This window comes from Eubacterium sp. An3 (assembly GCF_002159465.1).
Classification (GTDB): domain Bacteria; phylum Bacillota; class Clostridia; order Lachnospirales; family Lachnospiraceae; genus Anaerobutyricum; species Anaerobutyricum stercoris.
This window is the reverse complement of the sequence record NZ_NFIR01000001.1, coordinates 405312-417939: the sequence shown is the minus strand read 5'-3', so window position 1 is coordinate 417939 and position 12628 is coordinate 405312. Positions and strand designations below refer to the sequence as shown.

At 46.3% G+C, this 12628-nt stretch carries 16 protein-coding genes; 1 reads left to right on the top strand and 15 read right to left on the bottom strand.

Going from position 1 to position 12628, the window contains the following annotated elements:
- Positions 1 to 3: 3 nt before the first annotated feature.
- Positions 4 to 741: a tRNA pseudouridine(38-40) synthase TruA gene (truA, locus tag B5F87_RS01985; RefSeq protein WP_087275910.1), complete on the bottom strand. Its 738-nt coding sequence runs from the start codon at positions 739 to 741 to the stop codon at positions 4 to 6.
- Between the two features lie 325 nt (positions 742 to 1066).
- Between truA and B5F87_RS01980 the strand changes: the two genes are divergently transcribed.
- Positions 1067 to 1972 carry a hypothetical protein gene (locus B5F87_RS01980; protein WP_087275907.1) on the top strand — a complete coding sequence of 302 codons (906 nt, stop codon included), beginning with the start codon at positions 1067 to 1069 and terminating at the stop codon, positions 1970 to 1972.
- A 159-nt stretch (positions 1973 to 2131) separates the two neighbouring features.
- Here the strand turns inward: B5F87_RS01980 and nagA are convergent, their stop codons facing one another.
- The 14 genes from nagA to B5F87_RS01915 all read right to left on the bottom strand — a co-directional run bounded on the left by nagA (position 2132) and on the right by B5F87_RS01915 (position 12624).
- Positions 2132 to 3328 carry an N-acetylglucosamine-6-phosphate deacetylase gene (gene nagA / locus B5F87_RS01975; protein WP_087275904.1) on the bottom strand — a complete coding sequence of 399 codons (1197 nt, stop codon included), beginning with the start codon at positions 3326 to 3328 and terminating at the stop codon, positions 2132 to 2134.
- A 1-nt stretch (position 3329) separates the two neighbouring features.
- Positions 3330 to 4058 carry a glucosamine-6-phosphate deaminase gene (gene nagB / locus B5F87_RS01970; protein WP_087275901.1) on the bottom strand — a complete coding sequence of 243 codons (729 nt, stop codon included), beginning with the start codon at positions 4056 to 4058 and terminating at the stop codon, positions 3330 to 3332.
- 131 nt (positions 4059 to 4189) lie between these two features.
- Positions 4190 to 5047 (bottom strand): hypothetical protein, encoded by an 858-nt coding sequence (locus tag B5F87_RS01965; RefSeq protein WP_087275898.1) that lies wholly within the window; start codon positions 5045 to 5047, stop codon positions 4190 to 4192.
- Positions 5031 to 5522, bottom strand: coding sequence for a sigma-70 family RNA polymerase sigma factor (locus B5F87_RS01960; RefSeq protein ID WP_087275895.1), 492 nt, complete (start codon positions 5520 to 5522; stop codon positions 5031 to 5033). The genes B5F87_RS01965 and B5F87_RS01960 overlap by 17 nt, the downstream gene beginning before the upstream one ends.
- Before the next feature lie 18 nt (positions 5523 to 5540).
- Entirely contained in the window at positions 5541 to 5876 is a 336-nt protein-coding gene (locus B5F87_RS01955; protein WP_087275892.1) for a hypothetical protein, read from the bottom strand.
- Between the two features lie 310 nt (positions 5877 to 6186).
- Positions 6187 to 6648, bottom strand: coding sequence for a SpoVA/SpoVAEb family sporulation membrane protein (locus B5F87_RS01950; protein ID WP_087275889.1), 462 nt, complete (start codon positions 6646 to 6648; stop codon positions 6187 to 6189).
- Between the two features lie 99 nt (positions 6649 to 6747).
- Entirely contained in the window at positions 6748 to 7188 is a 441-nt protein-coding gene (locus B5F87_RS01945) for a stage V sporulation protein AB (protein ID WP_087275885.1), read from the bottom strand.
- Positions 7169 to 7810: a stage V sporulation protein AA gene (locus B5F87_RS01940; protein WP_087275882.1), complete on the bottom strand. Its 642-nt coding sequence runs from the start codon at positions 7808 to 7810 to the stop codon at positions 7169 to 7171. Before B5F87_RS01940 ends, B5F87_RS01945 begins: the two co-directional genes overlap by 20 nt.
- A gap of 61 nt (positions 7811 to 7871) precedes the next feature.
- Positions 7872 to 8582, bottom strand: coding sequence for a SigB/SigF/SigG family RNA polymerase sigma factor (locus tag B5F87_RS01935; protein WP_087275879.1), 711 nt, complete (start codon positions 8580 to 8582; stop codon positions 7872 to 7874).
- Positions 8561 to 9022, bottom strand: a complete 462-nt coding sequence (spoIIAB, locus tag B5F87_RS01930; protein ID WP_087275876.1) for an anti-sigma F factor — start codon at positions 9020 to 9022, stop codon at positions 8561 to 8563. Before spoIIAB ends, B5F87_RS01935 begins: the two co-directional genes overlap by 22 nt.
- A complete protein-coding gene (locus tag B5F87_RS01925) occupies positions 9019 to 9354 on the bottom strand; it encodes an anti-sigma factor antagonist (protein ID WP_158096918.1) in 336 nt (111 codons plus the stop codon). The genes spoIIAB and B5F87_RS01925 overlap by 4 nt, the downstream gene beginning before the upstream one ends.
- A gap of 179 nt (positions 9355 to 9533) precedes the next feature.
- Positions 9534 to 11135 carry a tetratricopeptide repeat protein gene (locus tag B5F87_RS01920; RefSeq protein ID WP_087275870.1) on the bottom strand — a complete coding sequence of 534 codons (1602 nt, stop codon included), beginning with the start codon at positions 11133 to 11135 and terminating at the stop codon, positions 9534 to 9536.
- A 47-nt stretch (positions 11136 to 11182) separates the two neighbouring features.
- Positions 11183 to 11335, bottom strand: coding sequence for a hypothetical protein (locus tag B5F87_RS20880; protein WP_158096917.1), 153 nt, complete (start codon positions 11333 to 11335; stop codon positions 11183 to 11185).
- An 8-nt stretch (positions 11336 to 11343) separates the two neighbouring features.
- Positions 11344 to 12624: a folylpolyglutamate synthase/dihydrofolate synthase family protein gene (locus B5F87_RS01915; protein WP_087275867.1), complete on the bottom strand. Its 1281-nt coding sequence runs from the start codon at positions 12622 to 12624 to the stop codon at positions 11344 to 11346.
- Positions 12625 to 12628 lie beyond the last annotated feature (4 nt).

The window sequence follows — 12628 nt, the reverse complement described above, 5'->3', positions numbered from 1 at the left end:
TTGTCAGTAATCCACCTTCACCAGACAGAGTCCGCCCGGCGGCGCTGTCGGTCCTGCCGTCTGACGATCTCTGGCTTCCAGAATCTCCGGCATGCGCTCCGGCGGTATTTTTCCTCTGCCCACCTCCAGAAGCGTACCTGTGAGGATACGTACCATATTCTGCAGGAATCCAGTTCCATGAAAATTGAAATAGATAAAGCCGCCTTTGCGCACAATTTCTATCTTGTCCACCACCCGCACCGTGGACTTTTTCATTCTCGGATTACCGCAGAAACTTTTGTAATCATGCTTTCCTTCCAGATATGCGGCAGCCCGGCGCATTTTCTCCACATCCGGACTGTAATCAAGCATCGTCACATACTTCCGCTGAAATACGGGCTTCACCGGCCCGTCAAAGCAGGTGTAGCAGTAAAGCTTGCCCACCGCCTTATATCTGGCATGGAACCGCTCGGAGGCCTCCCGAACCTCCCTGACGGCGATATCATCCGGCAGGTAGCGGTTCATATAATCCCGGATTTCCTCCGGAGAAAAATCAGTATCCATCACCGCATTGGCGGTCATGGCTTTTGCGTGGACGCCGGCGTCCGTGCGCCCGGCGCCGATCACATCAATAAACTCTCCGCACATCCGCGTGAGAACATTCTCCAATTTGCCTTGTATTGTGTCTCTGTCCGGCTGATGTTCCCAGCCATAATAGCGTGTGCCATCATAACAGATAACCATTTTATAATTCTTTTTCATGAGCACGTTTCTCCATATATTTTGTATGTTCTTCGTTTTTTCTATGATACCACATTTTCTGCCGGATTGCCGTAAAAAACGGAAGATTTCATGCATGGCAATGTCAAAATGCATAAAATATTATATTTTTTCATCCCTGTTCCTCATCAAAATGTCTTGTATTTATGCCATATTTCCCTCATTCACAACTTTTAGTTGTGTCAATAATGAATTCTTGTTGTTTTTACAAATTTCTTTCAAATGTTACAATATCCTTATCATCAAGCAAAGGGGAAACGGTGCTTGATAACAAACATATTCATACATGTATAAGGAGGAGATTGTTATGAGTATTATCAATTTGATCGCTGCTTTTGGCGGTGGCGCATTTGCTGCATCCATCGGTGCTCTGCCAGCATTTATCATGACTGGTGTATTCGCTGTTGTTGGTGCTGCTGCAAGTATGTGTGGAGCTGCTGACGCAGGCAACATTCTTGTTAACTATTTTGCATTTGGTTCTTTCTTCGGACCGCACATCGCATTTGCCGGCGGCGTTGCTGCTGCAGCATACGCTAAGAAAAAAGGCATCAGCGAAAACGGTGCTGACATTGCTACAGCATGTGCAGGTTACAACGCACCTGACGTTCTGTTAGTCGGCGGTGTATTTGGTGTTATCGGCTTCTTATTCAAAGCATTAGTTGTTGATAACCTGTTTGCCGGAACTATTTCCACTCGTCTTATAACTGACGGTCCTGGATTTACAGTATTCTGTTCCGCTATCTTAGTTCGTCTTATCTTTGGCGGCAAATTAAGAACAGGCGACAAAGTTGTAAGCGCTGGTTCCGCTTTCACAAACACTATCGTGATCGGTATTACATACAGCTTAGTTGTAGCTGGTATTTACTTCGCTGGTCTTGAAGTTGTTCCGATCGAAACATTTGCTGGTTCTTACCACGTATTGATCTTCGGTATGGCAGCTGTTGGCTTAATCTTCGCAGAGATCGGTCAGCCATTCTTCGGATGCCACCATATCGTAATTATCGCTGCTGAGGCTGCAGTACAGTGTTATAACAATACAGGAAATATGTGGATGGCTGTTATTATGGCTGTTATCTTCGGTACCATTTCCGGAATCATTTGTGACGTTGAGACAAACCTGATTAACTCCGGTACTGATTCCCACATTGACGGTCCTGCATGTGCAATCCTTATTATGACATTCGTTGTTAATGCTTGTTTCCCAGCATTATAATTAATACATAGTAAAGTATAATTACAAGTCGATGAATATATAAGAAGGGGCTCTCTTATGAGAGCCTCTTTTTTGTGTTGTCTTATCCATTGGATGCTGGCCGGTTGTCCGTATTATCCTGCTGTTTACCTGCCTCTGTCTGACCGCTGGCTTATCTGTTTATCTGATAACACATCCATCCTTTATGACTTTCTTAAGTTCCAGATTCTCATCCCAGAGTACGATATCCGCTTTTTTACCCGGCGCCAGAGAACCATAATCAGCCTCTTCTCCGAGACTTATCGCCGGATTGATCGTCGCGCAGGCAATGGCCGTCTCCAGAGGAATATCCATATCCCTTACTGCAGTACGTACACAGTCCGGAAGCGTCGTCACCGATCCTGCCAAAGAGCCATCAGAAACTAACGTCGCATGATTGCCCTGCACCTGCACGTCCTGTCCGCCTAAGGTATAAATGCCGTCCGGCATCCCCGCCGCGCGCATGCTGTCGCTGATGAAAATCATTCGTTCCTCTCCCATGAGAGCAAATGCACCACGGACAGCGGACGGATGGATGTGTACGCCGTCACAGATGATCTCCGCCATCACATGAGGGCTGTCTGCCGCAGCGCCGATGACTCCCGGCGCCCGATGGGTAAACGGCGGCATGGCGTTATACATGTGTACCAGATGACAGGCTCCCGCATCAAAGGCCGCCTTTGCCGAATCATAATCGGCGTTGGTATGAGCCAGGGAAACCGACACCTCATCCCTCATCTCTTTTATAAACTCCTCTGCCTGCTCCACAGAGACTTCCTCCGGAGCAAGCCCGATAAACTTCACCAGACCCTCAGACGTCTCCAGAAACTGCCGGCATACCTCCACACTGCACGGAATAATGTAGCTGGCATCCTGCGCCCCTTTCTTTACAGGACTGATAAACGGTCCTTCCATATTAATACCCAGCAGATCAGCCATTTTTACATATACGCTGTCGCTGCGCTCCGCCTTCATCTGCTCTCTTCGGAAGGCCGCTCCGTTTTCCAGAATCTGCCCCAGATCCTTCACAGGAAGCGTCATGGTGGCCGGAGCAATGGCCGTCACGCCGATAGAAGCTTCATATCGGGCAATCTCCTCGACAGCTTCCTTTGTCCCGTCGCAGAAGTCGTAGCCTTTGCAGCCATGAAAATGCAAATCAATCATGCCCGGGAAACAATAACAGCCTTCTCCATCCACAACCTCTTCCCCGCTCTGGAGCTGTTCCCGCGGCACCGGACTGTCCAGAACCACATTCGTTATCCGATCTCCGCAGATAATGACTGCTCCGGGTATAAACTGTTTCTCTTCCGTAAATACTTTAACATTTTTAATAATCATCTTATTCTCCGGCAGATAACGCTGCTTTGTCCGCAATCACCGTCACATCCGGATGCATCTGCAGAATAGATGCCGGCACCTTCGGTGTCACTGGTCCGTATAAAGCTTTTTTAAGAATCTCTGCTTTATCTGCTCCGCTGACAATCACAAGGATTTTCTTTGCCTTCATTATTGTTCCGATACCCATGGTGTACGCCTGTTTTGGAACATCGTCTTCAGATTCGAAAAATCTCTTATTCGCCTCAATAGTACTCGGCTGCAGATCCACGCAGTGCGTTCCCTTATCAAAGAAATCGCCCGGCTCATTGAATCCGATATGTCCGTTGTGCCCCATTCCCAGAAGCTGCAGATCCACACCGCCCAGAGATTCAATCAACGCGTCATAACGGCGGCATTCCTCTTCCGGATCCTCTGCCAGACCATTCGGAAGATTCGTGTTATTCACGTCAATATTTACCTTATCAAAGAAATGCTTATGCATAAAATAATCATAGCTCTGTTCATTTTCTTTAGCAAGACCTCTGTACTCATCCAGATTAACAGTCCTGATCCGTGAGAAATCTACATCTCCTTTATTGTACCACTCCACAAGCTGCGCATACATTCCTTCCGGGCTGGATCCTGTCGCCAGACCAAGTACAGCGTCCGGTTTCATAATCACCTGAGCAGAAATAATATTAGCCGCTTTTCTGCTTAAATCTTTATAATCCTTCGCCTCACAAATAACCATAATAATCTTCCTTTCTGTTTTCTTACGCTACATTATACAACAGCTCATTTTTATCTTCCATCATTTTTTTAATAAAATAAACTATACGCCCACTTTTATTTTATTTTTTTAACTCCTGGTCAATTTTTTGTTCATTCTGCACCTTTGTGTCTCCGATGCATATGTCCTTTTCCGCTCTGTCCTGCGCCATTTCTCTGTCCTGTGCCATTTCTTTGTCCTGCGCCTTCTTCTTGTGCTGTGTTCCCGGAAGAATCATCAGGATCGGGGGACAGCTCTTCTATGCGCTCCCGGATTTCTCTCATGGTCATTTCCCTGACTTCTTCCACTGTCACATCCGGATCCAGCTTCTGCAGCTCCAGATACGCTCTGTACTTTCCGCAGGAAAGGCCGGCTTCATGGGCTTTTGCTATTTCATCGCCATCCGCATAGTAGCAGTACATATTTTTCTCTGCTGCCGCACAGGATTCCATATCAGTAAGAATTTTTTCCTGCTGTTTCGCATCATAGCCAGCCACAGCAACGGACACTACATCATCCTCCGAACGGTACCCGGCAAAAGCATCGCTGTCCATGATAGCCTGAACGGCCTCCCCATATTTCATAAATCTGACATCCAGATTCTCTGCCAGATCCTGCCCGTCTTCATTGTAGGCTTTCACTGAAATTACTGTGTCAAATCTGTTAATATTTAATTCGATAGACGGATTCACATCAATACTGATCACTGCGGTAGCTGAGAAGTAAAACTGATAACCTGAAAAAATCATGACCATAAAACAAAAGCTGGCGGCGGCAGCAATCCATTTTCCGTATTGCCGGCGTTTCCGCGCCTGTATAGTCTGCGCGGTTTCCATCTGATTCCGCGCTTTTATATTCTGTGCTTTTTGCATCTGGCTCTGCATTTTAGCGGAAAGAAATTCTCTGGTTCTGTCCTTTAACTGTTCTTCCGCCCGGATATCATCGAAGGCGTCTTTAATCCTGTTCTTCATCTGCATCACCTCCCAGCTTTTCCCTAAGTATTTTTTTCGCACGATTTAACAGCGTATAGATAGTATTTACATTTTTGCCGAGAATCCTGCCAATCTGCGGAGCCGTGTATTCTTCATAATAATAAAGGTACACCACATCCCGGTATCTGGCAGGAAGAGAAAGCACAGCTTCAAGTACTTCTCTGTGATCCTGCTCTATCTCTGCCGGCTGTTCCAGTACTTCCTCCATGGACACCGTATGACTGCGGAAAAAATTCTTCAGCAGATCTTTGCAGGCATTGATCGTCACCCGAATGAACCACGCCCTCTCATGTTCTTCATTTTCAAAAGAAACAGAACTAAGGACATACTTCAAAAAAACTGTCTGAAATATGTCCTCGGTGTCCGCATAGTTCTTTAAATGTATCATGCAGAGCCTCCGAACAGTATCGGCATGCCGCTCGATTGCTCTATTCACCTCTTGCTCGCTCCGCATATTAAAAAACTCCTGTTATTATCTTCTGTATCCTCCATGTCGTCCATAACCTTTTCCATGCCCTGCAAACCGGCCGCCGGCCTCATAATGATCACAGACTCCATTCTGATCCTCATCCTGGTAATTACTATACCGGGAATTCTCCCCGCAGTTATAATAATTACGAAAAGTTCCCGCATACCTGCAGATATTATTACGTCCTGCATACGATCTGTCCGCCGACTGTACTGTCACCTGTCTGACCTCACTCTGCGGCACCGTACCTGTCTGCACCGTATCAGCACTCAACGTAACTGCAGTTCCTGCTGCAAATAATAAAGCGGCCCCAAACATTCCAATTGCTAATTTTTTCATTTCATTCTACCTCCCGTTATGATGCTGTAATTTTCCCTTTCACTATTAATACGATTGAGATAAAGAAATCCTTTCATAAAATTAAAAAAATCAGCATTTTTTATGAAATAGTCAGCAGCTTTTTTTATTATATTTTTCAGATGATATATTGTCAACCGCCTGCGAGAGCCCGGTTCGATTTCAGGCATTTTTCAGATTCTTTCTCATATTCCTTTTCCAGCAGCTTCATAAGCATCCACAGACAGATTCCCATTACATTTATTTCTCCATTAAAATTATTCAGATAATATTTTCCCACATAAGCGCGTTTCTACAGCCATCCTGCACATTTGCAGAGCCAGTAGATGAATCCCACGACCCAGCTTGAAAAGATACCGTACAGAATGACCGGCCCGGCTATGGTAAATATTTTGACTCCTATTCCAAACACCTGACCTTCGGACTGATATTCTATGGCCGGGGAGGCCACAGAATTGGCGAAACCGGTGATTGGCACCAAAGTTCCTGCCCCGCACCATTTTGCCAGAGGCGCAAACCACTGAAATCCTGTCAAAACAACACTCAGCAGTATCAAACTGACGCTGACAGTGATCAATGCGTTTTCCTGACTCATACGAAACTGACCGACAGCTATCTGATGGATGATCTCCCCCAGCACACAGATGGCTCCGCCTGACACAAACGCATGCCAGCAATTTCTGAAAGAACTGAATCTGGGCGTCATCTTTTTTACCTGATCGGCGTATTCCTGCGTGGTTGGTTCTTTTTTCATTTCTCGGTTCTCCTTTTACACTGTAATTGATTTTCCGGTTTCCGGAATATTCCTGGCTCAGCCTTGCTTCTGCAGTTGACGAAATATTTTTGCCTGCCATCATCCCCGGAACACATAAAACTGCAGAAAACTTCCCAGACATTTCCCAACGGCCGCCGCCTTGATAAAGTAAGGGATCCCTTTTCTGAGCTTCACCCTCCTGGATATAATAGGAACAATCTTGACCACTTCCGCCAATGCTCCGGCCAGGCATCCCACAAAAATTCCTGTAAATAATCCTCCGGTATTAATGATCAACGCCGCTATAATGTCGGGAATCCAGGACAGATCCACCGGATACAGGGAAATAATATTCATGAAAATCAGGCCCAGAGCAAGACTTGTCTCATACAAAGGGATATGCGATGCAGTTTTTGTGACCGCGGACAACCGCGGCACAACGCCTATCAGGCTGATAAATGCCACAAAACCTCCTGCGGTTGCAAACCCCGCAGCCAGAGCAATCCAGACCAGGATTCCTTTAGCTATGATTGCTGACATCCAATTCCTCCCCTTTTCTTGACGCTCCCAGTAAGAATGTCTGGTTTACATCCTTTTCGTAGAGGCGCATCTGCACCTGAATCGGCGTCGGTTCATTGGTAACTTTTTTGCCCGGCGTGTGATTGAAAAATAAAAAGACGCCCAGGGTGAGTCCTATGGAATAAAACAGCTCAATAAAGGTAGTCCCTGCCGGTCTGGTTCCCAGAAATGTTTCGTAAAGCTGGGTAAACACTTTGCTCATATCCACATCATTGTTATACCCCATAATCGTTATCCCCATACCCAGAAAACAGGTAACACAAATAAAAGCAATTTTCCCTCTCTGTATCCACGGCGACGGTACCCTGTCCGGATTTCGGTAATAAACAACAATATCCTGTTCCCCCACATTTCTTATCTCTCCGTCGGGAACCATCTCCGAAATTGCCTGTATCAAAACAAGGATGGACATGAACGCTCTGCCATCCTCCTTCTCTTTAAATTTATAAACTTCGATGCAATTAATTTTATTTTCCAGATTTCTGTCGCTGCAGTATACGGAACAGATATCTTTGATCCTGACCTTCGGATGATCGAGAAAATAACTCTGCTCCGCATGCATATAAATGACCGGACGTTCCATATTTGCCCTCCTTTTCTGTTCTTTTCAAATGATAAGGAGAGTATGTGCCGGATGAGGAAAATTATGCATTGCGCAGCTTTTCCAGTATTTTTTTTTCCAGACGGGACACCTGCACCTGAGAGATGCCCAGAACCTCCGCCACCGCCGTCTGCGTTTTATTTTCAAAGTACCGAAGTTTTATGAGTTGTTTTTCCTGATCCTCAAGCTGGTCCAGAAGCTGGGAAATATACATGCGGTTCACCGCCTCCTCAATCTCATCATTTTGCTGCTCGATTTTATCCTCCAGATGAATCTCGTCACCATCGCTCTGATAGATTACCTGATGCAGGGAGCTTATTTCCTGTCCGGATTCCATGGCCATGAGAATGTCAGTCTGGTCAATCTGCAGGGTCACGGAAATCTCTTCCAGCGTCGGCTCCCGGTGATACTCTCTCTGGTACTGTTCCGTTTCTTTTTTTATCTTATAGTTGATTTCTTTTAAACTGCGGCTGACTTTTACCATGCCGTCATCCCTGAGAAAACGTTTGATCTCTCCCATGATAAGAGGAACCGCATAAGTGGAGAACTTCACATCGCGGCTCAGATCAAAATGGTCGATGCATTTGAGCAATCCGATACTTCCAATCTGAAATAAATCTTCATTATCATAACCTCTCCCCTGAAATCTCCGGACGACACTCCAGATTAACCCGACATTTTCTTCAACCAGCCGGGAACGTGCTTCCATATTTCCTTCTTTTGCCTGTCTGATCAATTCACAGGTTTGTTCCACTTCTCTCCTCCCATTTTTTTCGTCAATGAAACACTTGTCCCCTTTCCCGGCTCGCTTTCCACCTCCACATGGTCAGTAAACGCTTCCATAAATGTAAACCCCATACCTGAGCGCTCACCACTTTCCAGCGTAGTGTACAGCGGTTCCATGGATTTTTTTACATCAGCAATCCCGACTCCGAAATCTCTGATATGTACGCGCACCACGTTATTTTCCCTCTCAAACACCATGATAATATCCCCCTGCGTCTCCGGATATGCGTGGATGATAGCGTTGGTGACAGCTTCCGATACCGCGGTCTTAAAGTCCGAGAGTTCTTCCATAGAAGGATCCAGCACAGAGGCAAACGCCGCCGCCAGTGTCCTGCCTATCCTCTCATTTTCAGGTAAATTCTGAAATGTCATCTCAATACGGTTTGTACCATTTATTTTATCTTTCATTCATAGACCTCCTTCATCTCTTCAACGGTATCCAGCACTGTCACTTTTCCCAGAATGCCGGACATTTCCCACATTTTCCGCATGGATGGGCTGCCGCCAAAAAGATATACGTTTCCTCCTATCGGACTCACCTGCCGGAGTCTTCCGAGAATCAGTCCTATGCCGGAACTGTCCATGAAATTGACAGCCGTAAAATCGAAAATGACATCCTGAATTATTGCCTTCATAAACATGATTTCGCATTCCTCCCGTATCGCTTCCGCCTGACAATGGTCAATTTCTCCCGGAAGCCGGATAACCAGGCATCGGTTTCTTACATGACAATATCTCATTTTCCCACTCCTCCTGATGTTATGCGGGCAGTCTGCAGTTCCTGCGGACATACCCCTTTTTTGATTCTATGTTCAGAAACATCATACTCAAAACAAAAAAATAAGTCCGACAAATCCTGTCGAACTTATTTTTTATCTTATTCTTTTATTAACTTCTTATTAATATCCGGACGCCCGTCCTATTCCTCTTCATCATTGTTGGAATTCCTGGTGCTTCTGCTGCTGCCACTTTCTTCATCTTCCGTGGTCTCTTCTTCGGCGTCGTCGCTGTTGTTGTTCGTATCGTTGTTATTATCTTCGTTATTATTGTTGTTTTCGTCGTTATTGTCATTGTTGGACGACTCGTCATTATTGCCTTTGCCGTTCTTTTCCGCATACTCTGCGGCAGCTTCTTTACCTGCGTTGACAAGCATCTCCAGTCCATTATTAGAAGCACGACGAATCAGATCGTTATCACCGGAATTATTAATTATATCATAGAAATATGGTGTTGCCTTGTCCATGTCACCGGTGTGCTTATAACACATGGCAATCAAATAGAGAGTCTCATAATCATCATCTTTATATTTATAAGATGCTTCCAAATCCTCGAGTGCTTCTTCATAACGGTATGCGTTATAGGAAGCCTCGCCGCTGGCTTTCAGTTCCTCGGCAGCAGCCGGGAAAGCGGTCTCGCTCATGGATGTATATAAATCCTTGGATGTCTTGGATGGGAGTGCGCTTCTCTTTACATTGGAAAGTTCTTCGGCACAGGTCACATAATCTCTGTCGTTATAAGCCTGGCTTGCCTTTAAAAGAGAATCATACATACTGTCCTTGCCGTCGCTTCCCTCGTATACGCTGATTCTTTCTGTTAAGTCGTCGTTGTCGTTCTGGAGAGTCTCTTTGTCGCTCTGCAGCTGGCTGATCTCTCCGTCTTTCTGGGCAACGGTCTCATTGTATTCTTCTTTCAGATTGTTGTAATCCACGCTGACGCCGGCACGAACACTCGGGATGACCAGAACAAACATGGCAACCACACCGATGGCAAGACCGATGAGCATGTAAACGAACTGCTTCCATGTCTCCTTGCTCGGATCTTCATAATGATCAACCGGGCGGACATTTTTCAGATTCTCGTTATCCGGCTTCAGATTATCGACCGGAACTGTTTCCGCCGCCGCCATTGGATTCTCTCCGATCTCCATGAGAAATCTTCTGGCTGTTGTGTTGTAATTATCCACCGCCAGCGCATTGTTCAGATCTGCCTTCGCAGCGGCATTATCGCCGGCGCGCATATGCAGAAGCGCAAACAAAAGATGTCCTCTCACAAAATTCGGCGTGATACTCAGTACCTTCTTTATCTGAATCATAGCCAGGTCGTCGCTGCCCTGTCTGGCGTATACCAGCGCCTGGTTAAACTTCTTGGCTGTCTCGTTAATCTCCTCAAATACCGCCGGATGTTCTTCCATCTCCTTGATATACTTGTTGGCGGCATTCTCCTCCACAGAATTCAGCTGCGCGCTGATCTTCCACTGGATATACGCCTTGCCGCCTTCTCCAGTCTCATAGTATACAAGTCCCAGAAGATTCCGGGCGTCTTTATGCTCCTTATTATAGGTGAGAGCTTTGCGGAGCTGCGCCACTGCGCCGGTCATATCCCGCATCTCCACCTTTTCCAGACCGATATTATAATAATAATTGGCTGTATTGCATGCCTTTGCAACATGTTTATTATCAAAACCGCAGCTGGTACAGAACCCATCAGCCCCAACTGTACGGCCGCATTTAACACATTTCATGTGACTTCCTCCTACACATCGTAAACTGTTGTGAACTGACGGGAAAACTATTTCTCGTTTTTACTGCTGCGCTGTTCTTTTACCAGTTCTTCCACCAAATCGGTGATATCCTTGATATCGTCATCAAAGAGATTATCCTCTCCTACTTCTACGCCTACAGCCGGTTTAAACTTCTTAAGTTCAAGATTAAAATCAATCATGGGAATCCTCACTTTCCAAAATATATGTTTCTGCGCCTCTTGATCTCGCCCACCAGATACAGTGAACCGAGACACAACAGGCGTCCCTCATTGTCCTTATCATGCAAAGCCGCCTCAAAAGCCTGCTCCGCTTCCTCAAATACATAACAGGGAGCGTCCGCCGTCTGGCGGAAACACTTAAGAATCTCTTCTGTATCGGCGCCCCTTGTTCCTTCCATCTTTGTAATATAAATCGTCTGCCACGGAAAATCCGAAAGCGTCCGGATCATACTCTCATAATCCTTGTCCCCGCATACGGCAAATAGCAGGCGCCATCTGCCGCCTTTCCCGGCGACCGTCCGGCATATCTGCTCCACAGCGCCCGGATTATGGGCGCCATCCACGTAAACATCAGGAAGGACCTCTTCCATTCTTCCTTCCCAGCGCATTGCCAGAAGCCCCTTCTGCAGTACCTCGTGCTTCAGTCCGGGCAAAAGCACCCTGGCCGCCACAGCAGCCAGCGCCGCATTATATATCTGGTAATCCGCCGTATCCGTAATACACAGAGGACTATCCTTATAATAACTACTATTGATAGAAAAATCAATCTTATTCTCTGTTTTTTTTAAAAATGTTATTTTTTCAGAACGAATTCTGTAAATATGAGAATTTTTTCTTTCAGCTTTCTTACTGATTACCGAAAAAGCGCCATTATTCTCATCCAGAACCACCACGGGAACTCCCTCTTTGATGATGCCTGCCTTCTCGGCTGCAATGGCTTCAATAGTATCCCCCAGAATCGCCGTATGGTCAAGACTGATGGATGTGATCACCGAAAGAACCGGCACCGTCAGCACCGTGGCGTCCAGCCGTCCGCCAAGCCCCGTCTCCATAATGCAGTAATCCACATCTTTCCGGGAGAAAATGAGCAGACTCATGAGAAACAGAATCTCAAAATAGGTGAGCGGCTTTCTCGCGCCGTCTCCGTCCGGCAGCAGAGCCTTCACCTGTTCCCACGCCTCTATGAGCTCAGCATCAGAACACATCTCAAAGTTGATGCGGAACCTCTCGTTCATATGCACCAGATGAGGTGAAGTAAAGAGAGCTGTGCGATATCCGGCCGTACGGAGAATGGATTCCAAAAAAGCGCAGACAGAACCTTTGCCGTTGGTCCCGGCCACGTGAATGACTTTCAGATTTTCCTCCGGATGCCCCAGAATATCCAGATACTTTCTTAAATTATCAAGGCCGCCCCCGGTTCCAAACCGGGGAACAGCCGATATTTCCTGCTCCAGCTCGTCAATCGTCATATCG

Bases quoted from the DNA above. Each gene is read 5' to 3' on its own strand.
- B5F87_RS01960 (WP_087275895.1), bottom strand. From the start codon at position 5,522: ATGCGGAGCGAGCAAGAGGTGAATAGAGCAATCGAGCGGCATGCCGAT.
- nagA (WP_087275904.1), bottom strand. From the start codon at position 3,328: ATGATTATTAAAAATGTTAAAGTATTTACGGAAGAGAAACAGTTTATA.
- B5F87_RS01915 (WP_087275867.1), bottom strand. From the start codon at position 12,624: ATGACGATTGACGAGCTGGAGCAGGAAATATCGGCTGTTCCCCGGTTT.
- B5F87_RS01955 (WP_087275892.1), bottom strand. From the start codon at position 5,876: ATGAAAAAATTAGCAATTGGAATGTTTGGGGCCGCTTTATTATTTGCA.
- B5F87_RS01940 (WP_087275882.1), bottom strand. From the start codon at position 7,810: ATGGAACGTCCGGTCATTTATATGCATGCGGAGCAGAGTTATTTTCTC.
- truA (WP_087275910.1), bottom strand. From the start codon at position 741: ATGAAAAAGAATTATAAAATGGTTATCTGTTATGATGGCACACGCTAT.
- B5F87_RS01920 (WP_087275870.1), bottom strand. From the start codon at position 11,135: ATGAAATGTGTTAAATGCGGCCGTACAGTTGGGGCTGATGGGTTCTGT.
- B5F87_RS01980 (WP_087275907.1), top strand. From the start codon at position 1,067: ATGAGTATTATCAATTTGATCGCTGCTTTTGGCGGTGGCGCATTTGCT.
- B5F87_RS20880 (WP_158096917.1), bottom strand. From the start codon at position 11,335: ATGATTGATTTTAATCTTGAACTTAAGAAGTTTAAACCGGCTGTAGGC.
- nagB (WP_087275901.1), bottom strand. From the start codon at position 4,058: ATGGTTATTTGTGAGGCGAAGGATTATAAAGATTTAAGCAGAAAAGCG.
- B5F87_RS01945 (WP_087275885.1), bottom strand. From the start codon at position 7,188: ATGTCAGCAATCATAGCTAAAGGAATCCTGGTCTGGATTGCTCTGGCT.
- B5F87_RS01925 (WP_158096918.1), bottom strand. From the start codon at position 9,354: ATGAGATATTGTCATGTAAGAAACCGATGCCTGGTTATCCGGCTTCCG.
- B5F87_RS01950 (WP_087275889.1), bottom strand. From the start codon at position 6,648: ATGAAAAAAGAACCAACCACGCAGGAATACGCCGATCAGGTAAAAAAG.
- spoIIAB (WP_087275876.1), bottom strand. From the start codon at position 9,022: ATGAAAGATAAAATAAATGGTACAAACCGTATTGAGATGACATTTCAG.
- B5F87_RS01965 (WP_087275898.1), bottom strand. From the start codon at position 5,047: ATGAAGAACAGGATTAAAGACGCCTTCGATGATATCCGGGCGGAAGAA.